This window comes from Brevundimonas terrae, assembly GCF_011761985.1.
GTDB classification, from domain to species: domain Bacteria; phylum Pseudomonadota; class Alphaproteobacteria; order Caulobacterales; family Caulobacteraceae; genus Brevundimonas; species Brevundimonas terrae.
In genome coordinates this window covers 138852-158092 of the sequence record NZ_JAASQT010000001.1, presented here as the reverse complement: position 1 = coordinate 158092, position 19241 = coordinate 138852, and the positions used below count along the sequence as shown (strand labels likewise).

Annotated in this window: 19 protein-coding genes; 13 read left to right on the top strand and 6 right to left on the bottom strand. The window is 60.9% G+C overall.

What is annotated here, in order from left to right:
- Positions 1–19: 19 nt before the first annotated feature.
- From FHS64_RS00695 to FHS64_RS00675, 5 genes are read right to left on the bottom strand one after another with little or no spacing between them, the layout of a single operon-like run.
- A complete protein-coding gene (locus FHS64_RS00695; protein ID WP_167174213.1) occupies positions 20–1093 on the bottom strand; it encodes a nitronate monooxygenase in 1074 nt (357 codons plus the stop codon).
- Between the two features lie 3 nt (positions 1094–1096).
- Entirely contained in the window at positions 1097–2005 is a 909-nt protein-coding gene (locus FHS64_RS00690) for an enoyl-CoA hydratase (protein WP_167174210.1), read from the bottom strand.
- A gap of 6 nt (positions 2006–2011) precedes the next feature.
- Positions 2012–2791: a CoA-transferase subunit beta gene (locus FHS64_RS00685; RefSeq protein WP_167174207.1), complete on the bottom strand. Its 780-nt coding sequence runs from the start codon at positions 2789–2791 to the stop codon at positions 2012–2014.
- 12 nt (positions 2792–2803) lie between these two features.
- Positions 2804–3685: a CoA transferase subunit A gene (locus FHS64_RS00680; RefSeq protein ID WP_167174204.1), complete on the bottom strand. Its 882-nt coding sequence runs from the start codon at positions 3683–3685 to the stop codon at positions 2804–2806.
- A 3-nt stretch (positions 3686–3688) separates the two neighbouring features.
- Entirely contained in the window at positions 3689–4609 is a 921-nt protein-coding gene (locus tag FHS64_RS00675) for a VOC family protein (RefSeq protein ID WP_167174200.1), read from the bottom strand.
- Positions 4610–4743: 134 nt separating this feature from the next.
- Here FHS64_RS00675 and FHS64_RS00670 point away from each other — a divergent pair, with 134 nt between their 5' ends.
- From FHS64_RS00670 to dmpG, 6 genes are read left to right on the top strand one after another with little or no spacing between them, the layout of a single operon-like run.
- Positions 4744–5973: an acyl-CoA dehydrogenase family protein gene (locus FHS64_RS00670; RefSeq protein WP_167174197.1), complete on the top strand. Its 1230-nt coding sequence runs from the start codon at positions 4744–4746 to the stop codon at positions 5971–5973.
- 7 nt (positions 5974–5980) lie between these two features.
- On the top strand, positions 5981–6799 hold the full coding sequence (locus FHS64_RS00665; RefSeq protein WP_167174194.1) for an alpha/beta fold hydrolase: 819 nt from the start codon (positions 5981–5983) through the stop codon (positions 6797–6799).
- 7 nt (positions 6800–6806) lie between these two features.
- The gene (locus tag FHS64_RS00660) at positions 6807–7295 is read left to right on the top strand and encodes a flavin reductase family protein (protein ID WP_167174191.1); all 489 of its coding nucleotides are present in this window, start codon (positions 6807–6809) and stop codon (positions 7293–7295) included.
- A complete protein-coding gene (locus FHS64_RS00655; protein WP_167174188.1) occupies positions 7292–8068 on the top strand; it encodes a fumarylacetoacetate hydrolase family protein in 777 nt (258 codons plus the stop codon). Before FHS64_RS00660 ends, FHS64_RS00655 begins: the two co-directional genes overlap by 4 nt.
- Before the next feature lie 20 nt (positions 8069–8088).
- Positions 8089–9027, top strand: coding sequence for an acetaldehyde dehydrogenase (acetylating) (locus tag FHS64_RS00650; RefSeq protein ID WP_167174187.1), 939 nt, complete (start codon positions 8089–8091; stop codon positions 9025–9027).
- Complete coding sequence (gene dmpG / locus FHS64_RS00645; RefSeq protein ID WP_167174184.1) at positions 9027–10061, top strand: 4-hydroxy-2-oxovalerate aldolase; 1035 nt, start codon at positions 9027–9029, stop codon at positions 10059–10061. Before FHS64_RS00650 ends, dmpG begins: the two co-directional genes overlap by 1 nt.
- Before the next feature lie 66 nt (positions 10062–10127).
- On the opposite strand, the gene FHS64_RS00640 is transcribed toward dmpG, so the two are convergent.
- Positions 10128–10334: a hypothetical protein gene (locus FHS64_RS00640; RefSeq protein ID WP_167174181.1), complete on the bottom strand. Its 207-nt coding sequence runs from the start codon at positions 10332–10334 to the stop codon at positions 10128–10130.
- Positions 10335–10652: 318 nt separating this feature from the next.
- Between FHS64_RS00640 and FHS64_RS00635 the strand changes: the two genes are divergently transcribed.
- The 7 genes from FHS64_RS00635 to FHS64_RS00605 all read left to right on the top strand — a co-directional run bounded on the left by FHS64_RS00635 (position 10653) and on the right by FHS64_RS00605 (position 19184).
- Positions 10653–11135 carry an Lrp/AsnC family transcriptional regulator gene (locus tag FHS64_RS00635; RefSeq protein WP_167174178.1) on the top strand — a complete coding sequence of 161 codons (483 nt, stop codon included), beginning with the start codon at positions 10653–10655 and terminating at the stop codon, positions 11133–11135.
- On the top strand, positions 11132–11605 hold the full coding sequence (locus FHS64_RS00630; RefSeq protein ID WP_167174175.1) for an Lrp/AsnC family transcriptional regulator: 474 nt from the start codon (positions 11132–11134) through the stop codon (positions 11603–11605). The genes FHS64_RS00635 and FHS64_RS00630 overlap by 4 nt, the downstream gene beginning before the upstream one ends.
- A 370-nt stretch (positions 11606–11975) precedes the next feature.
- Positions 11976–13040 (top strand): aromatic ring-hydroxylating dioxygenase subunit alpha, encoded by a 1065-nt coding sequence (locus tag FHS64_RS00625; RefSeq protein ID WP_167174172.1) that lies wholly within the window; start codon positions 11976–11978, stop codon positions 13038–13040.
- A 193-nt stretch (positions 13041–13233) separates the two neighbouring features.
- Complete coding sequence (locus FHS64_RS00620) at positions 13234–15636, top strand: TonB-dependent receptor domain-containing protein (RefSeq protein WP_167174169.1); 2403 nt, start codon at positions 13234–13236, stop codon at positions 15634–15636.
- Positions 15637–15935: 299 nt separating this feature from the next.
- Complete coding sequence (locus FHS64_RS00615; protein ID WP_167174166.1) at positions 15936–17480, top strand: AMP-binding protein; 1545 nt, start codon at positions 15936–15938, stop codon at positions 17478–17480.
- Positions 17481–17483: 3 nt separating this feature from the next.
- Complete coding sequence (locus tag FHS64_RS00610; protein ID WP_167174163.1) at positions 17484–18113, top strand: nuclear transport factor 2 family protein; 630 nt, start codon at positions 17484–17486, stop codon at positions 18111–18113.
- A 9-nt stretch (positions 18114–18122) separates the two neighbouring features.
- Positions 18123–19184 (top strand): alkene reductase, encoded by a 1062-nt coding sequence (locus FHS64_RS00605; protein WP_167174160.1) that lies wholly within the window; start codon positions 18123–18125, stop codon positions 19182–19184.
- Positions 19185–19241: the final 57 nt, after the last annotated feature.

Genomic DNA, 19241 nt, shown 5'->3' with positions numbered 1-19241 from the left:
ACTCGCGATAAAAGTTAAATCAGGGACGCAAGGCGGCGACGGCATCCATGCGGGCCAGCGCCTCGGCTATGGTGCGGTCAACCAACTCGCGGCAGGTCGGGATTTCGTTGAGACGGCCACCGACGAGACCTGTGGCCAGAACGCCGTCCTTGACGTCGCCGTGGACGACGGCCTTCTGGATCAGGGTCGGCATGGTGGCGGCCATCAGGGCCTGTTTCAGCGGCTGTTCGCCATGGCCGGTCATGCCCTTTGCGCTTTTTAGCAGGTCGCCAAAACTGGCACCCGTCTGGCGCTTCATAATCATGGCGGCCTCAAAGGCGCGCAGCCACATCGAAAGCGGGCCGGACTTTTCGATACGGTCCATCAGAGGCGTTCGGATCAGGCGCTGGGGGATGCCGTCCAGTTTCGTCGACACGATGATCTGGTCGGTGCCTGCCTTAAGGTAGCTGGCCTTGGCCTGCGCATGGACGGGGCTTTCCTGCGTCATCAGGAAACGGGTGCCCATGGCGATACCGACCGCGCCAAACGACAGGGCCGCCGCCAGTCCGCGACCATCGGCAAAACCACCTGCGGCGACGACCGGAATCTTCACGGTGTCGAGGACTTGGGGCAGCAGGATGGTGCTGGGGACGGAGCCTGTGTGGCCGCCGCCTTCGCCGCCCTGAACCGTGACCATGTCACAGCCCAGTTGCTCCATTTTTTGCGCGTGTTTTACCGCGCCGACCGTGGGGATGCAGAGGATACCGGCATCCTTGAAACGGCCGATCATCTTGGCATCGGGACCACGGCCAAAGGAGACGGCCCGGATCTGGTCTTTATTGGCGAGGATCGTCTCGACGATCTGGTCTGCGCCCGGCTGGAACATGTGGAAGTTCACGCCGAACGGCTTGTCGGTGCCGTTGCGGACTTCAAGGATTTTGGCGCGGGCCTCGTCCGGTGTCATGACGGCGGCACCGAGGAAACCAAACGCTCCGGCCTCGACGCTGCCGATCACCAGCGACGGTTCGGCAACCCAGCCCATAGCGGTCTGGATGATCGGTGCGCGGCAGCCGAGACGCTCGGTCAGTATTGTAGAAATATTCCCCCCCGCCACGGCCTATTCCCCCGACTTGGCCGCTTGGGCCTTGTTGGCCGCTGCCATGGATTTGGCATCCATGCCGCCCAGATTGTGACCCATCACCAGATCGCTCTGGGCGTGGGCGAAGTGGTGCATGTGGAAGACCGCATCCATCGCCGTGCGCTTGCCGCGCAGGTCCTCGACATGGTTGAGCGCCTGCTTGGTCAGCCAGTTGCCCAGACGCGGGCGGGTGGCCAGTTCGTTGGCCATGGCCATCACGTCGTCCATCAGTTTTTCGCGATTGGACAGGCGGTTCACCATGCCGAAATTCCATGCCCGTTCGGCGGGCATGCGCTCACCCAGCATGATGAATTCCTTGGCGATGCGCGGCGGCAGTTCGAACCCGTGGGCGAAATATTCGACGCCGGGAATGCCCATGCGGTTCACAGGGTCCTGGAAGAAGGCATCATCGGTGGCGACGATGAAATCGCACACCCATGCCAGCATCAGGCCGCCCGCAACACAGGCCCCCTGAACCGCCGCGATGGTGGGCTTGGAGATGTCGCGCCAGCGGCGGCACATGCCCAGATAGACCTCGTGCTCGCGCGTATAGAGGAACTCGGCCTTGGGCTTGTTGGTGTGGTCGGCCACCAGATGCGCGCGATCAAAGGTTTCGGTGACGTCGCGCCCCGGCGTGCCGATGTCATGACCTGCAGAGAAATGCTTGCCCGCGCCCGCCAGAACGATGGCCCTGACATTGTCGTCGTCCACCGCCTGTTTGAAGGCAGCGTCCAGCGCATAGGTCATCTGGCTGTTCTGGGCGTTGTTGAAGGTCGGGCGGTTCATGGTGATGACCGCCACATGACCCTTGACCTCGTAGAGGACGGGGGTGTCGGTCTCGTAAACCACATCGGCCTGACGCGGGTCGGCAAAGCTGTGCAGGTCCATGACGGTTTAGCCTCGAATGCCTGAGGGATTGTCCTTGATCATCTTTGCACGGATGTTCTTCGGATCAATCTTGGCCATGGCGGCCAGTTCGGCTTCGGTCGGGGCGGGCGTAACCGGAAGGTTCTCCAGACGGGCCAGCTCAAAGCCCGTATTGTCCTGAACCTCTTCAAAGGTCACACCGGGGTGCAGCGAGATCACGCGCATGGCACGATCGGGACCGCCAAAGTCCATCACGCACAGATTGGTGATGATGCGCCCCAGATCCAGCCAGTTTGGCACCTTGCCGTCCGGATAGCGGGACGGATTGAAACCGGGCGAGCAGACATAGTCCACCTCGCCAGCCACAAACGCACGCTTGGTGTGGTTGGTGAAGATGAAGCTGTTCAGGTGGCAGGTGGTGTTACCGGGGAAACCGCGTGCGCCCAGCATGGCGGACTTGGGTTTCTTGTGGTCGCCGATGACGCTGATATTGGTCTGACCAAAGCGGTCCATCTGCACCGGCGCGACCATGGCGTGACGCTTGCCGCTCCACAGGGTGGTGAAGACGCGTTGGTAAGGGACCCAGCCTTCGATTTCGAAATCGACGCTGGATAGGCCCGGACCCAGCGGTTCGGTGGTGTAGAAGCACTCGCCGTCCGTGGTCATCAGGTCTGGATTATAAAGTGACTTTGCGACACCTGCGGCAATGCGGGGCAGGGGGCCAATGCCCGTGCCCATGATCTCGCCATCATCGGCCCAGCATTGGGCCGCGGCGGCGATCATCAGTTCGGCCAAGGAATAAGACATTTCCAGAACCCTTTAATAAGCCGGTTTGCGCAGGGCGCGGATGGCATCGACACCGCCAACTGCGGCGACATAGGTTTCGTGCGGTACGTCCACGAAACGCTGGCGGTATTCCGACAGAAGCTCCGGCGAGGTGGCCGCATCGCAATAGGTTTTCAGATGCTCCATATCGATGTGGTAGTCCGGCTCGGCGCTGGTCGGATGGGCACCGAAAGGCACCTCGGCCACACCGGCCACAAGGGCGCGGTCGATAATGTTGAAGCGGCTGTTGGCGCGCATATCCAGTTCGGCGGTCGTGACCAGTTTCTCGGTGGTCACGAAGGTACGCTTGGCGGCGCGGGCCAGAATCTCGTCAAACAGAGGATCGGGCGACAAGGTCAGCACATTGCCGCGCTCGTCCGAACGGTGGACGTGGATCAGGGCGGCATCCAGAGGAATGGCCGGCACAGCCACCAGTGTCTCTGCGTCTTCAAATGGGCTGGTGACGGTTTTCGACAGTTCGGGCTGTTTGATCAGGTCGGTACCCAGACCGATGCGGGTGGCCATGAACGGCACCTGCATGGCCGCCGCCATCAGGGCCATTTGATAATGGCCTTCATCCAGTTCCAGAATGTCGAAACCGCCCGCCTGACGTGCCGCACGGAAATGCGGGTCCAGCGGAATCTGGTCCATGCTGACGAACGAGAAGATCAGCTTCTTGATCTTGCCGGTGGCCGCCAGAATACCGATGTCAGGACCGCCATAGGTCATGAGCGTCAGGTCTTTGAGCTTCGAGCGGGCAATGGCACGCGCCAGAGCCATCGGCTTGCGGCGGGTGGCCCAGCCACCCAGACCGATGGTCATACCGTCTTCGAGTTGATCGACGATGTCGTCGAGCGTCATACGCTTGTCAGCCATAACTTAGTCCTCGGCCTCCCAGGCCCATTTGTGGCCCCATGCACTCACCGCCATGCTGGTGGTGGGCACCCATGTTTGCGGATCGATCACCAGACCGTTCCAGCCGTATTCGAGGTCGAAACCGCCGGGGGTCTGGACGTAGAACGAGATCATCTTGTCGTTGACGTGCTGGCCCAGCGTCGCAGAGATCGGGATGGCACCCTTGCTCTTGAGCGCGCGGTCATAGGCGCGGCCCACATCGGCCAGTTCTTTGACCTCAAGCATGATGTGGACGGCCCCGTTGGGGCTTTCCGGCATTTCACCCAGAGCCAAGCTGTGGTGGCGGCCATTGGTGGCATGCATGAAGGCAAAGCCGATACCCGGATCGTCGCGGCCACCGCCCTGTAGATAGAAGCGGCCCAGATCGGTGTCGCTAAAGCCCAGCACGGACTTGTAGAATTCGTGGACGGTGGTGAAGGTCGGGGCGGTCAGGACGACGTGGCCCATGCCCAGATCGCCATTATCACCGGTGACGAAACCGCTGGTGCCCGCCGTGGAGCTGAACGGCGCATAGTCAACAAAACGACCGTGGAACAGCTCGAAGGCGTGACCGTCCGGATCGGAAGAGCGGACGATTTCATAGGTCTGGCGCGCGCGGGCCTCCAGCACATCGACGTGCTCTACGGGGCGACCGGCATCTTTAAGCGCAACAACTGCGGCGTCGAAGGCTGCCTTGTTCGGCAGTTCCCAACCGGGGGCGACAAAGCGGTCCTGCTGACCCTTCTGAACCCAGAATCGGTAGGGGCGGTCATCTATACGGAAAAGTGCCACGTCGGGATCGGCGGACGGGGCTTCCATCATGCCCAGAAACTCGACGGCGAAACTGCGCCACCGGTCGAGATCCGTCGCCTCCACCACAATATATCCCAAAGAGCTTACGGCCATGCGTCGAACCTCCCCGTTGTACGTTTGGCTGATTTTTGTGCCGAACGCTCGCTTGACGATTTGCGTATTAAACAATAACTCTTTTTACGCAATATGAAAGTTCTATCCGCTTTACGCAGAAGGATGCAAGCCAGATGGTCGATGTCATTGCACATGAGACTGCCAAGAATAATGCTGCAAACGTGGCTTCGGCACCGACGGCTGCCGAGCTGATCGAGCGTGCTCGCGCCTTGATCCCGGCCATCCGTTCGCGCGCCGTGCAATGCACCGCCGAACGCCGTGTGCCGATGGATACGATTCGCGAAATCGAGGCGGCGGGCCTGTTCAGGATTCTCCAGCCCAAACGCTGGGGCGGCTATGAAATGGAGCCCAATGTCTTCTTCGAGGTGCAGAAGCTGCTGTCGCAGGGCTGTATGTCGACGGGCTGGGTGTTCGGTGTGGTCGGTGGCCACCCGTACGAGATCGCCCTGTTCCCGCATCAGGCACAGGCCGATGTCTGGGGCGAGGACGATACGGTTCTGGTGTCGTCATCCTATCAGCCGGTCGGCAAGGTCGAGCGCGTCGAGGGCGGCTTCAAGCTGTCGGGCCACTGGGGCTTCTCGTCCGGTTCGGAGCACTGCAACTGGGTGTTGCTGGGCGCGATGATCCCGCCGCTCAATGCCGGTGATCCGCCGGACATGCGCACCTTCCTGTTGCCGCGCAGCGACTACCGTATCGAAGATGCCTGGTACACGTTCGGCCTGCAGGGCACGGGCAGTCAGGACATTGTCGTCGAAGACGCCTTCGTGCCGGAATACCGCACGCACAAGGCCGCCGACGGTTTCCTCTGCACCAATCCCGGTCAGGTCGAGAATGACGGCCCGCTGTTCCGTCTGCCATGGGCGCAGGTCTTCCTGCGTCTGGTTTCGACCTCGGCGCTGGGGGCCACGATTGCGGCTCTGGACGGTGCGACCAAGATCATGGAAAGCCGTATCTCGACCAATACGGGCAAGGCGTCCAAGGCCGATCCCCTGCTGCAAGGTGCGATTGCACGCGGCTATGCCGAGGTGGACGAGATGGAAACCGTCCTCACGCGCAATATGAATGTGCTGTATAGCCGTTCGGTCGCCGGTGAAGAGGTGACGATGGAAGAGCGTGCGCGCTTCCGTTACCAGTCCTCGACCGTGGCCCGCCGCTGTGCCGAGATCGTCGATGCGCTGCTGCCGCTGCTGGGTGGCCGCGCCATCTATATGCACAGCCCGTTGATCCAGCCGTGGCTGGACCTGAACGCCGCGCGCCAGCACGTCGCCAATGACCCGTCAAACGGTGCGGCAGACGTGATCGGCACCCGCTCGGGCCAAGCCCCGTCCTTCATGTTCATGTGAGGCAGCCATGACCCGCGCGACTGTTACCCGCAAGGTCCACCGCATTAGCGGCGGCTATGACATCTGTATTCAGGAAGCCGGTTCCGGCCCTGCCGTGGTGTTTCTCCACGGCAGTGGCCCGGGCGCGTCGGGTCTTTCCAACTTCCGCCAGAACGTCGATGCCTTTGTCGATGCCGGTTATCGCGTCATCCTGCCGGACCTGATCGGCTATGGCGCATCGTCCAAGCCGGAAGGCATCGACTATACGCTGCACCTGTTCACCGACACGATTGTCGAGGCCCTGAAGGCCCACGGCATCGAGAAGGCCACCCTGATCGGTAACTCGCTGGGCGGCGGTGTCGCTATCCAGATGGGGCTGGACCACACCGAGATGGTGGATCGTCTGGTGCTGATGTCGCCGGGCTGTATCGAAGAACTGCCGATCTATTTCGCCATGCCGGGCATTGTGAATATGAAGAGCGCCTTTGGCAGCCCCGAGTTCAGTCTGGCCGACCAGCGCCGTCTGGCCGAAAGCCTCGTCTTTGATCCGGCGCACGTCACCGACCAACTGGTGGCCGAGCGTTTCGAGGTCGCCCGCACCCAGCCCAAGGATGTTCTGGCCCGCATGAAGACGCACAACCTGCGTCCGCGCCTCGGCGAGCTGAAAATGCCGATCCTTGGCTATTGGGGCTTTAACGATACCTTCATGCCGCTGACGGGGATCAACTACTTCCTCGAAGACTGTGCCGATGCCCGCTTCATGACCTTCAACAAGGTCGGCCACTGGGTGCAGGTCGAACGCGCCGAAGAGTTCAATCGCTATACCTTAGAGTTCTTGCGTGGGTGAACCGGCCATGAGCGTTGATCATAGCGATGACCTGTGCGGCGGTCTGAAAGATGCCATGCGGCGTCTGGCGTCTGCGGTCGCCGTGGTTTCGGCCCGCAGCCGTGATGGCGGGGCCGTGGGCATGGCGGCGACCTCGGTGACATCGCTGTCGATGTCGCCACCGTCGCTGCTGGTCTGCGTCAACCGCCAGACCGGCATCCATCCCAGCCTGTTTATCGGTGCGAAGTTCAATGTGAACCTGCTGGGACACCAGCACCGCGATGTTGCCTCGGCCTTTGGCAGCTCGCTGGCCCGCGAACTGCGCTTTGGCGTGGGACAGTGGGTTGACGACATTCAGGGCCTGCCCGCCCTTGCCGATGCTCAGGCTGTTGTCGGCTGCGAGGTCGATCGTCTGGTCACCTATGGCACCCACTCGATTGTCATCGGTGCCGTGCGCGAGGTGCGTGTCTCGGGCGAGGTGCAGCCGCTGATCTATCAGGACGGGCGCTATCTATGAGCAAGCACCAGATTTACGCGGACCAGCTTCATGTGGCCCTGCGCGAAGGCCATGTCGTTGTGCCTCTGATCGAGCAGGACCCGAGCCTGACCATCGACGATGCCTATGCCATCTCGCTAGAGGTGATGCGGCACCGCACGATCGAGGGCGAAACCGTCATCGGCAAGAAGATCGGCGTCACCTCCAAGGTGGTGCAGGACATGCTGGGCGTCGATCAGCCGGACTTCGGTTTCATGACCGACCGGATGCTGGTGGAGGGCGATATCGATATTGCCGCCCACAAGCTGATCGCCCCACGTGCCGAGGCCGAGATCGCCTTTGTCCTGAAGTCATCGCTGAAAGGCCCCGGCGTCACCGAGGCCGATGTGCTGGCGGCGACTGAAAAGGTCGTGGCCTGTTTCGAAGTGGTGGATAGCCGCATCAAGGACTGGAAGATCGGCATCGTCGATACGGTGGCCGACAATGCCTCGTGCGGCGTGTTCGTGCTGGGCGATGAACACAATGATCCGGCCGCGCTGGACCTGCCCAACCTCAAGGTGGTGGTCAAGAAGAACGGCCAGTTCCTGTCGGAAGGTTACGGATCGGCTGTGCAGGGATCGCCGCTGACGGCGGTGGCATGGCTGGCCAATACGCTGGGCCGTTACGGCGTCACGTTGGATGCTGGCGATGTGATCTTGTCGGGATCGCTGGTGCCGCTGGCCGATGCTGTGGCGGGCGATGAGTTTGAAATGGAACTGGACGGGGTGGGGCGCTGCGTCGCCCGCTTCGTCTAGGCACCAGTAAGGGGATAGTTATGAGCAAGATTAAGTGCGCGATCATCGGATCGGGCAATATCGGCACGGATCTGATGGAAAAGCTGATCCGCTATCCGAAGAATCTGGAACTGGCCGCTGTGGTCGGGGTCGATCCGGCATCGGAAGGTCTGGCCCGCGCCCGCGCCCACGGCGTGTTCGCCACGCATGAGGGTCTGGACGGTCTGGTCGCATCCGATGTGTATGCCGAGATCGGTGTCGTGTTCGATGCCACCTCGGCCTATGCCCACAAGGACCACGATGCGCGCCTGCGGGCCGACGGCAAGCTGGTGGTCGATCTGACGCCCGCCGCGATTGGCCCGTTTGTGGTGCCTGCGGTGAACGGTGACGAGAACCTCGATAGCGGTAACGTCAACATGGTCACCTGCGGTGGTCAGGCGACCATTCCGATGGTGGCCGCTGTCAGTCAGGTTTCCAATGTGCGCTATGCCGAGATCATCGCCTCGGTCTCGTCGCGCTCCGCTGGTCCGGGCACCCGCGCCAATATTGACGAGTTCACCCGCACGACCGCCCGCGCGATTGAGAAGGTCGGCGGTGCCGAGCAGGGCAAGGCCATCATCATCCTGAACCCTGCCGAGCCGCCGATGATTATGCGCGACACGGTCTTTACTCTGTCGGACGGTGCTGACGAGGAAACCATCCGCGCCTCGGTTGAGGCCATGGTCGCCAAGGTCAGCGCCTATGTGCCCGGCTACCGCCTGAAACAGCAGGTGCAGTTTGAACGCTTTGGCGACAACAACCCGCTGACCATTCCGGGCCGTGGCCAGTTCACCGGCCTCAAGACCTCGATCTTCCTCGAGGTCGAAGGCGCGGGCGACTATCTGCCGCCCTATGCCGGCAATCTCGACATCATGACCGCAGCGGCCAAGGCCACGGGCGAGCTTCTGGCCGCCCGCCGCCAAGAGAAGGAGGCCGCATAATGGGCTTCGACGTCAACAAAGACCGTCTGTATATTCAGGACGTGACCCTGCGCGACGGCATGCACGCCATCCGTCACATGTATGGTCTGGATCAGGTACGCGACATTGCCCGCGCACTGGATCGCGCGGGTGTTCACGCCATCGAGGTCGCCCATGGTGACGGCCTGTCGGGGGCCAGTTTCAACTATGGCTTTGGCGCGCATACCGACTGGGAATGGCTGGAAGCGGTGGCCGAGGTGCTGGAACAGTCGGTGCTGACCACCCTGATCCTGCCGGGTGTCGGCACGGTCGAAGAACTGAAACGCGCCTATGATCTGGGGGTGCGCTCGGTGCGCGTGGCCACCCACTGCACTGAGGCCGACGTGTCCAAGCAGCATATCGGCATGGCGCGTGATTTGGGTATGGACGTGTCCGGCTTCCTGATGATGAGCCACATGATCGAGCCGGATGCGCTGGCGCAACAGGCTCTGCTGATGGAATCCTATGGCGCACAGTGCGTCTATGTGACCGACAGTGGCGGCGCGCTGGACATGGATGGCGTCAAGGCCCGCTTTGAAGCCTATGACCGCGTCCTCAAGCCGGAAACCGAGCGCGGTATGCACGCCCACCACAACCTGTCTCTGGGTGTGGCCAACTCGATCGTCGCGGCCCAGTGCGGCGCTGTGCGTATTGATGCCAGCCTGACGGGCATGGGGGCAGGGGCAGGCAATGCGCCGCTGGAAGTCTTCATCGCCGCCGCCGACCGCAAGGGCTGGAACCACGGTTGCGATGTCAGCGCCCTGATCGACGCCGCCGAGGACATTGTGCGCCCGATGCAGGACCGTCCGGTCCGCGTGGACCGCGAGACGCTGAGCCTTGGCTATGCAGGGGTCTATTCGTCCTTCCTGCGCCACGCCGAAAAGGCCGCCGAGGATTACGGACTTTCCACCAAGGACATTCTTGTCGAACTGGGTCGCCGCCGCATGGTCGGTGGTCAGGAAGACATGATTGTCGATGTGGCACTGGATATGTTGAAGGCCCGGGAAACTGCCTGAGACATATAAAAAGCCGGAGGATGAGCGATCATCCTCCGGCTTGAATCTTTATGGGTCTGACGGCGTTCAGGCCCTGTGGGTTGCCGTCGTTATGATGCGGTCGGCCGAAACCTCGGCATAGGGCTGAAGCGCCGGCTTGGCCTGAGCGGTGTTCAGAACGCCTGCAACAATCGCGCAAAGCCCGATCGTGACCAGAATGGTCAGGACGATATAGGCCGAGCGTTTGTCTGTGGGCTCGAAGGCGCACCGCGCCCCTGCTGTCGTATTGGTCATGGTTTCCTCCCCCGCCTCTTGATGGGCCGGTATGGAGATGAAGCTATGAAACCGATGTTCTGTAAATGGCTAAAATGCGCCAACAGGGCGTGCGAGTGCTATTATTTTGTGTTTTTGCGTAAAAAGATTGATCTAAAAAACGAATATGAATGTTAATGGCGCGTGCGGTGCACGCATGATCGGGGGCGAGCGTGACTTTTCCTGACGGGTGGATACCGCAAATCCGGTCTGTTGTTTTAGCGGACCGGATCATGATCGTAATTTCGCAAAGAACGCTTTATGAACGCTAGTGGAAAACAGGTTACCCGGCGGAGTAGGATGCAGATTCGCGAAAGCAATGATGGTGCTGTCCCCACACTCGATGAGCTCGAGACGGGCATCATTGATATTTTGCGCGAGAACGGTCGTGCAACCAATCTCGAGATTGCCGAGCGTTTGGGCGTAACGGCTGCAACGGTTTCAAGCCGTATCAAGCGTCTTGAGGAAAGCCGGGCCATGAAGGTGGTGGCGGTATCGGATTTCGCGGCCCACGGCTTCGAGATACTGCTGGCGGTCGGGGTCAAGGTGACGGGCCGTGATGTGGACGCCGTGGCGACCGAACTGGCGGCCCTGCCCGAGGTGTTCTCGATCAATATGGTCACGGGCCGTTTTGATATGGAACTGCTGGTGGCGCTGAGATCGTTTGACGAGATCGCCGTGCTGCTGACCGAGCATGTGGGGAATATCCAGGGGATTTCCGATCTGGATGCCGGTGTCGTCTATGATGTCGTGAAATTCGAATTCAACGTGGCCCCGCTATGACCAAGCCTGCTCTGGACGAACTTGATCATCGCATCATCGAGACTTTCAGCCGTGATGCCCGTGTCTCGAACCGTCAGGTGGCGAGCGAGCTGGGTGTAACGGAAGGCACGATCCGCACGCGTCTGCGGCGCCTGCAAAACAGCCGGATGATCCAGTTTACGGTCGTGACCGATTACCGGATGGCGGGTTCGCCCAATCTGGTGATGATGGGAATCAAGGCCAATCCGTCGCATGTTCAAGCCTTGGCCAAGGCCCTGTCGGACATGCCCGAAATCGGTTCGGTGGTTCTGATGATGGGGCGCTACAGCCTGTTGGCCACGGCCCTGATTACCTCCGTCGAAGCCGCCGACCAGTTGATCCGGCGCAAGATCAGAACGCTGGAGGGCGTGCAGGACGTTGAGGTGTCATGGTCGATAGGCGCACCCAAATATGATGCGCGTCTGGCCCGCATTACCGGACCTGCCGAATAGGTTGAAAATGTTCAGGCCGCTGTGTTTTCGCAGCGGCCTTTTTCATGCGCGTTACGGCGGGGTGCGTAGTTCCGAGGCTGGATCATACGCAAATGTGACCGCCGGGCTGTCTCGAAATTATCCGCACAGAATGCATTTTCCATGGTTGGAAAACGGCAGGATTGCGATTGGCCTTTAAAAATGTAGGGTTATTTCAGGCTTGCTGTGATTGTCGCGCCAAGGCGACGTCGCCAAGTATGAATTGACAATCTGCGTACTGGATATAACAGTAATATACGCGATCACACAATTGCACCTGCTCTAGAACAGGTTTTGCGCTTTCAGGCGCATAGAGTGTAGTTCGTATGACCGTTGGACGTGGGAGTGAGTCATGGCGGGAACACAAGATTACGGGCTGGGGCCTTTTACCTATCCGCGCGGATGGTTTCTGGTTGCAGAGGGCAAGGAAGTCACGAACAAGCCGATGGCGGTTCGCTACTTCGGTGAAGAGCTGGTGCTGTATCGCGGCGAGAGTGGCCGCGTGTTTATGGTGGCCGCCTTCTGCCCGCACATGGGAACGCATCTGGCCAAGAATGACAGTTCGTATGTGGTGCGCGACCGCGTCCATGTAGAGGGCGACAATATCCGTTGCCCCTATCACGCATGGCGTTTCGGCCCCGACGGCAAATGCAACGAGATTCCCTATTCCAAGGCCCCGATTCCGGCCGCGGCCAAGATCCGCACCTGGAAGGTCGAGGAAAAATACGGCTGCGTATTCGCCTGGCACGATGCCGAGGGCGGCGAGCCCGATTTCGATCTGCCGGTCATTCCGCAGTGGGATGATCCCGCCTTTGTGCGCTGGGATCTGGACCATCTGGGTGAACTGCCGTGCCACCCCAAGGAAATCATCGACAATATCTGCGATGTGGCCCACCTCGGCCCGACGCATGGCGGTCCGTGCGAGTATTTCCATAACGAGTTTGACGGCGTGGTCGCGCGCCAGCGTCAGGGTGGCTACCACCGTGCGCTGGAAGTCGGCGTCATGCTGGAAACCGACACATGGTACACTGGACCGGGCATTCTGATCTCGACCTTCAATGAAGGTAACTCGGTCATGTTCATCTGCCACACGCCGGTAGACGATGGCCGCACGCGGGCTTGGCACGCCCTGATGATCAACTCCGGCAAGCCGGTGGCAGAGCCTTCGGACAAGGCTGTGCAGATTGAATATCAGGCCGGTAGTCTGGCCGCGTTCGCGCAAGACTTCGATATCTGGATGAACAAGGCGCCCTGCATCACGCCTCTGGCTGTGCCGGGTGACGGAGCCTATGCCAAGGTCAAGACCTGGTACCAGCAGTTCTATAACCCCCGCGCCGAAGCTGAATCGTTCCAGCAACGGGCCAACGGGGTTTACAAGATTACGGGTATGCCGACCGTCCGCGAAGACGCCGCCTAAATCTTCATAGTTAGCGGGGAGTCCGGGGTTTTTCAGAACCCCGGCTCTTTCATGCGCCATAAGCCCGCGCCTTGGGGAAGGTGCGGGGTAATGACCTATGTCTGAAGCATAAAATATTCAAAACGCAGAACAAACACAGGCGCGTCTGCGGTTTTTGCCAAGACATGAAAGCCATTCATCAGGGGAGGGTGATGTGCAAAAGATTCATGATTCAAAGAGAGCTTGGCTGGCCGGTTCGGCAGGTGCGGTTTTGCTGGCAGCCCTGCCGGTAGCGGCTCAGGCGCAAACAACACCATCGGATCAGGATGCCTCTACGGTTGCCGATGTTGTGGTGACCGCCACCCGCAGCAACCGTCTGCTTAAAGACGTGCCGATCGCCGTCGATGTGGCCACGGGCGACAAGCTCGAACAGCTCACCATCCTTGACGTCAAGGATGTGCAGCAACTGAGCCCCGGTCTGGAGATGAGCAACCGCGACGGTCGCTCCAACACCGCATCGCTGCGCGGCATTGTCTATGATCCCGACTCCGGCACCCAGCCCTCGGTAGACGTCTATATGAACGAGGCCGCGGTCGATCCGCAGCTGGTGTTTGCGGCGATGTATGATCTGGGGCAGGTCGAGATCCTGCGCGGCCCGCAGGGGATTTTGCGCGGTCGCACGGCACCGGCAGGCGCGATCACCATGACCACCCGCAAGCCGGACCTGACCCGTATCGAGGGCTATGTTCAGGCCACGGCCACCGAGCACAGCGCGCATAATATTCAAGGTGCCGTATCGCTGCCTCTGGTGACCGACCGTCTCGGGGTGCGTCTGGCCTTTGTCGATGACCGCAACAACGTCAATTTCGTCCGCAACGTCACCCGCGATGACGATGCCTATGGCGAGGCCCGCAGCTATCGCCTCAGCCTTCAGGCCCGTCCGACCGACACTCTGGAACTGAACCTCAGCTTCCAGCACCTCGAAACCTTCCAGCGCCAGTATCTACAGGTGATCGGCAAGGGCAATCTGCTGCCGAACGGCCCTGCGCCCGATTATTCCATGGTGCGCAACGGTCCTGTGGCCGGTGTGTCGGATCGTATCGCCGTATCGGACGGCCCCTCGACCTTCGGGCGCGAGGTCGATCTGCTGACCTTCTCGGCCGACTGGGCCCTGCCGTTCGGCACCCTGTCTCTGGCCGGTAGTCTGACCGATGGCTATCTGGACCAGCGCCTCGACTTTGACAGCGGCAATGCCGTGCCGAACTATGACGAGATGCAGATTGTTCAGGCACCGACCGACGGCAAGTCTGTCGAGTTGCGCTTTGCCTCCGATCTGGCCGGTCCGTTCAACTTCCAGATGGGGGCCGGTTACGGCAGCCAGAAGCAGAATCCGGCCATGGTTTACCAGCGCACGGACTATCTGATCAGCGGCTTTAGCGACGGTCAGGGCAATGTCACCTCGACCTTCCCGAACTATATGCTCAGCCCCGTCAATGTGGAGATCGCCACACCGAACGATGTGGCCAGCAAGTATGTGTTCGGTAGTGTGGTCTATGACATCAATGACCGCCTGCAGGTGAATGCCGGTCTGCGCTATGCCTATTACAACCTCTATGCACAGAGCGTGCTGACGGTGAATGCGGGTGGAACCATTGTTCTGGACCAGCTGGCCACCCTGCCGTTCGATCAGGCCCGCAAATCGGTCGGGGCGACCACAGGCGGGGCCAGTGTGGTTTACCGCTTCACGGACGATATCAGCGGCTATGCCTCGTATGGCCGTTCGTTCCGCCCTGGTGTGGCGGCTGTCGGTAACACCGCCCCGCTGGAAAACCGTCTGGTCGTGACCCAGGACGAGACGTCGGATGCCATCGAGTTCGGCGTGAAGGGCACCTTCCTTGATCGTCGCTACAGCTTTACCGCCAATGCCTTCTATCAGGTATTCGAGAACTATATCGGTCGCACCCCCGGCATGATCCGCATGGCCAGCGGTCGTAATGGCGTGATCGATAGCGTGCTGAAGGTGAACTATAATGCCGATGCCGTGGTGAAGGGTGTCGAGACGACCCTGTGGGGCAAGCCGCTGCCGCAGTGGGACTTCTCGATCTCGGCCAGCTATTCGGATGCCAAGTTCGATAATGCCAGCATCCCGTGCAACCAGTTGGACGGCAATGGCGACATCTTCGTGCCGGTCGGCCAGCAGGCGTCCTTCTGTAATGTCGATGGCAAGATGGGCGACAACGCCCCGCTGCAACTGTCGGGTTCGAGCGAATACCGCTTCAATCCGATTGGCTCGGTCGAGCCGTTTGTGCGCGGCCTGTTCCAGCACGCTGTGTCGTTCGATTCCGATATAATCGACTACAGCTATGAAGCCTTCACCAATGTGAACCTGTTTGTGGGTCTGCGCGGTGACAGCGGCTGGGAGTTGGCGCTCTTTGCCAAGAACCTGTTCGACAAGGCTGTCGTCCGTTCGGCCAGCGACAGCATCCACGTCAAACAGACCAACATCCTGAACCCCGATTACAGCTTCTCGGCAGGTCCATCGCTGGACTCTGGCTACCGGAATGTTGTGGTCAATCCGCCGCGTGAAATCGGTGTCTCTCTGCGCATGCGTTTCTGATGCCTGCGTAACTGTCTCCTCGAAGCCTCTCGACTTTGGCCCGGCATCTTCGGATGTCGGGCCGTATTTTATCGGGGGGGTCTGTAGGTGATGCGGGTCAACTCATTGTTCGCGCCATCATTTGTGCATTGATCTACGCAAAACGTGGTTGTGAGTGCCTTAAATTCAAAATATGCGTATATCAAAGACCGTAAGGGTCATGAGTGGATAGAATGGGTAGGGGTTATGACCATCTGTCATAGGCGGACGCAGGGCGGGCAGTCTTCCAAGGCTGTACGTGGTTTGAGGGGCCAGACCCTATGACCCTGCTTGCACGCACCATTCCCCATGCCGCGCAGGCTGCGGCGGCCCGCTGGGGCGACAAACCTGCCCTGATCGAGAACGGCACCACGGTGTCCTATAACCAGCTCTGGGCCGAGGCGCGGGCGGTGGCATCAAGCTGTCTGGCCAAGGGCGTGGGTCCGCAAAGCCGCGTGGCGATCTGGGCCCCGAACTGCCGCGAATGGATCGTGGCCACGCTGGGCGCACAGATTTGCGGTGCGGCGATTGTGCCGCTGAACACGCGCCTGAAGGGCCGCGAGGCGGGCGATATCCTGCGCCGCGCCAAGGTCAGTGTCCTGTTCACCGTTAAAGAATTTCTGGGCTGCGACTATCCCGCCTTGTTGAAAGACGAGGATACGCCCGATCTGGCCCACACCGTCCTGATGGAAGGGGACCACTGGCAGGCCTTTTTGAATGAAGGGCAGGGCGCGGGCGATGATCGTCTGGATGGCCTGTTGGCACAGGTTACGGGCGAGACGATCAGCGACATCATGTTCACCTCCGGCACGACCGGCGCGCCCAAGGGCGTGCTGTCGGTTCACGGTGCGGTGGTGAAGATGTTTTATGACTGGGGCGAGCGGGTCGATGTGCGCGAAGGCGACCGCTTCCTGATCGTCAATCCGTTCTTCCACACCTTTGGCTACAAGGCGGGCTGGGTGGCCTGTCTGGTGCGCGGGGCGACCATCCTGCCCATGCCGGTGTTCGATGCGGCCAAGCTGGCCGACATGATCGAGCGCGAGAAGGTGAACTTCATCCCCGGTGCGCCGACCATCTACCAGATGCTGCTGATCGAGCAGGAAAAGGCCAGCCGTGACTTCTCTTCGTTGCGCGTGGCCGTGACCGGTGCCGCGCCTGTGCCGCCGTCGCTGATCTATCGCATGAAGAACGAACTGGGCATGGAGCGCGTGGTCAACGGCTATGGCATGACCGAACATGGCTGTGTCTGCATGACCCCCGCCGAGGCCTCGGTGGACCAGATTTCGGCCTCCATCGGCACGCCCTTGCCCGATGTCGAGGTGGTCTGTGCCGACGAAAACGGTAACCCTCTCGGCCCCGACCAGTCGGGCGAGTTCTGGGTGCGCGGCTATGGTGTGATGCGGGGCTATCTGGACGATCCCGAGGCCACCGCCGAGACGATCACCCCTGACGGCTGGTTGCGAACGGGCGACATCGGCCGCATCGACGCCAACGGCTATATGTTCATCACCGACCGGATGAAGGACATGTACATTTCGGGCGGCTTCAACTGTTATCCGGCCGAGATCGAAAAGCTGCTGAACGACCATCCGGGTATCGAGGTGGCGGCGGTTGTCGGCATGGATGACGAACGGATGGGCGAGGTCGGCAAGGCCTTTGTCATCCCGCGCGCCGGTGTCGAACTGGACCCAGCCGAGGTGATTGCGTGGGCCCGCGAGGCCATGGCCAACTACAAGGTGCCGCGCAAGGTGGTGATCGTGTCGGACCTGCCGCGCAATGCTGCGGGCAAGGTTCTGCGTAATGCTCTTCGAGAAGTGGCGGATTGAGAGATGACGGATAATACCGATCTACTGCGTCGTATCGACCGGCTGGAATCGCTGGATGCGATCCGCCAGCTACCGGCCAAATACAGCCTTGCGCTGGACATGCGCGATTCCGATGCGTGGGTCAGCCTGTTCCCTGAAGATGTGCAGGTCGGCGGCGGCAAGTCGGGGCGCAAGGCGCTGCGCGACTGGTTCGACGAAACCATGGGCCAGCAGTTCGATGGCACCTCGCACCACATTGGCGGCCACGTCATCGAGTTCATCGACGAGAATAACGCGCAGGGCGTCGTCTATTCCAAGAACGAGCACGAGACGGGCGCGGAATGGGTCATCATGCAGATGATGTATTTCGACCGATACACCCGCATCGACGGCCGCTGGTATTTCCAGCGCCGCCTGCCGCTGTACTGGTATGCCACCGATCTGAACAAGCCGCCGATTGGCAGCCGCAAGATGCGCTGGCCCGGCCAGCCGCCCTATGAGGGCAGCTTCCATGACCTGTTCCCGTCATGGCAGGCGTTCTGGGAGCGGGCGGGCAAGGCCCATGATGCGCCGGTTTCAGAGCCTGCGCCCATCGACGGTTTCATTGATGCGATGCGCAAGGATCACCCCTTGCCGCGTCCGCGTGTACGCTAGGAGCCGATTTTGGCCGGACTGTTTGAACCTGTGAAACTGGGCGCGATTGCCCTGTCCAACAGCATCGTTATGGCCCCCATGACCCGCGACCGCGCGGGGGCGGGCGATGTGCCGACCGATGTGATGGTGGACTATTACCGCCAGCGCGCCACGGCGGGCCTCATTATTACCGAGGGCACCCAGCCCTCGGCGGCGGGCAAGGGCTATTGGCGCACCCCCGGCATCCATACGCCGCAACAGACGCAAGGGTGGGCCAAGGTCGCCGAGGCCGTTCATGCCGAGGGCGGTAAGATCGTCATGCAGTTGATGCATGTGGGCCGTGCGGCTGTCGCTGCCAACAAGGACATGGACGCCGATACCATTGCCCCGTCCGCGATCCAGTGTCCTGACAAGATCCCCGGTCCCGATGGCGTGCCGCAGGATTGTGTGGTCCCCACGGCGCTGGAAACGAACGAGATTGCCGGTGTGGTCGCCGACTATGTCCACGCCGCCCGCTGTGCCATCGAGGCCGGTATGGACGGTGTCGAGTTCCACTGCGCCAGTGGCTATCTGCCGATGCAGTTCCTGTCGTCCAACTCGAACCAGCGTACTGACCAATATGGCGGCAGTGCCGAGAACCGCGTGCGCTTCGTGGTGGAAACCTTGGCAGCCCTGTCGGAAGCCATCGGTGCGGATCGTGTGGGCTTTCGCATCTGTCCGGGCGTGACGCTGAACGGTATGGCCGATGCCAACCCTGCGCAAACCTATGAGACACTGCTGAAGGCCGTGGACGGTACAGGCTTGGCCTATCTGCACCTGATCGACCTGCCGCAGGAAGGTCTGGATGCACTGGCTCTGGTCAAGGCGAACTGGACGGGGCCGCTGATCCTCAACAACAGCCGTGGCGTCGAAGACAATATCCAGCGTCTGGAGAACGCCACAGCCGATGCCGTCTCGTTTGGTCGCGGATTCATTGCCAACCCCGATCTGGTCGGCGCGCTGAAGCGCGGCGAGCCTCTGGCACGGCCGGATCGCGCGACGATCTATACTGGCCAAGGTGACGATGCGCGGGGCTATACGGACTACGTTTAAACCTCGGACATACCGACAAACAAAAAGGCCGCTGGATCGCTCCGGCGGCCTTTATGC

What these genes read in the sequence shown, in the direction of transcription:
- FHS64_RS00640 (WP_167174181.1), bottom strand. Translation starts at nt 10,334, where the DNA reads ATGACCAATACGACAGCAGGGGCGCGGTGCGCCTTCGAGCCCACAGAC.
- FHS64_RS00685 (WP_167174207.1), bottom strand. Translation starts at nt 2,791, where the DNA reads ATGTCTTATTCCTTGGCCGAACTGATGATCGCCGCCGCGGCCCAATGC.
- FHS64_RS00665 (WP_167174194.1), top strand. Translation starts at nt 5,981, where the DNA reads ATGACCCGCGCGACTGTTACCCGCAAGGTCCACCGCATTAGCGGCGGC.
- FHS64_RS00630 (WP_167174175.1), top strand. Translation starts at nt 11,132, where the DNA reads ATGACCAAGCCTGCTCTGGACGAACTTGATCATCGCATCATCGAGACT.
- dmpG (WP_167174184.1), top strand. Translation starts at nt 9,027, where the DNA reads ATGGGCTTCGACGTCAACAAAGACCGTCTGTATATTCAGGACGTGACC.
- FHS64_RS00655 (WP_167174188.1), top strand. Translation starts at nt 7,292, where the DNA reads ATGAGCAAGCACCAGATTTACGCGGACCAGCTTCATGTGGCCCTGCGC.
- FHS64_RS00690 (WP_167174210.1), bottom strand. Translation starts at nt 2,005, where the DNA reads ATGGACCTGCACAGCTTTGCCGACCCGCGTCAGGCCGATGTGGTTTAC.
- FHS64_RS00625 (WP_167174172.1), top strand. Translation starts at nt 11,976, where the DNA reads ATGGCGGGAACACAAGATTACGGGCTGGGGCCTTTTACCTATCCGCGC.
- FHS64_RS00680 (WP_167174204.1), bottom strand. Translation starts at nt 3,685, where the DNA reads ATGGCTGACAAGCGTATGACGCTCGACGACATCGTCGATCAACTCGAA.
- FHS64_RS00650 (WP_167174187.1), top strand. Translation starts at nt 8,089, where the DNA reads ATGAGCAAGATTAAGTGCGCGATCATCGGATCGGGCAATATCGGCACG.
- FHS64_RS00610 (WP_167174163.1), top strand. Translation starts at nt 17,484, where the DNA reads ATGACGGATAATACCGATCTACTGCGTCGTATCGACCGGCTGGAATCG.
- FHS64_RS00660 (WP_167174191.1), top strand. Translation starts at nt 6,807, where the DNA reads ATGAGCGTTGATCATAGCGATGACCTGTGCGGCGGTCTGAAAGATGCC.
- FHS64_RS00675 (WP_167174200.1), bottom strand. Translation starts at nt 4,609, where the DNA reads ATGGCCGTAAGCTCTTTGGGATATATTGTGGTGGAGGCGACGGATCTC.
- FHS64_RS00635 (WP_167174178.1), top strand. Translation starts at nt 10,653, where the DNA reads ATGCAGATTCGCGAAAGCAATGATGGTGCTGTCCCCACACTCGATGAG.
- FHS64_RS00615 (WP_167174166.1), top strand. Translation starts at nt 15,936, where the DNA reads ATGACCCTGCTTGCACGCACCATTCCCCATGCCGCGCAGGCTGCGGCG.
- FHS64_RS00670 (WP_167174197.1), top strand. Translation starts at nt 4,744, where the DNA reads ATGGTCGATGTCATTGCACATGAGACTGCCAAGAATAATGCTGCAAAC.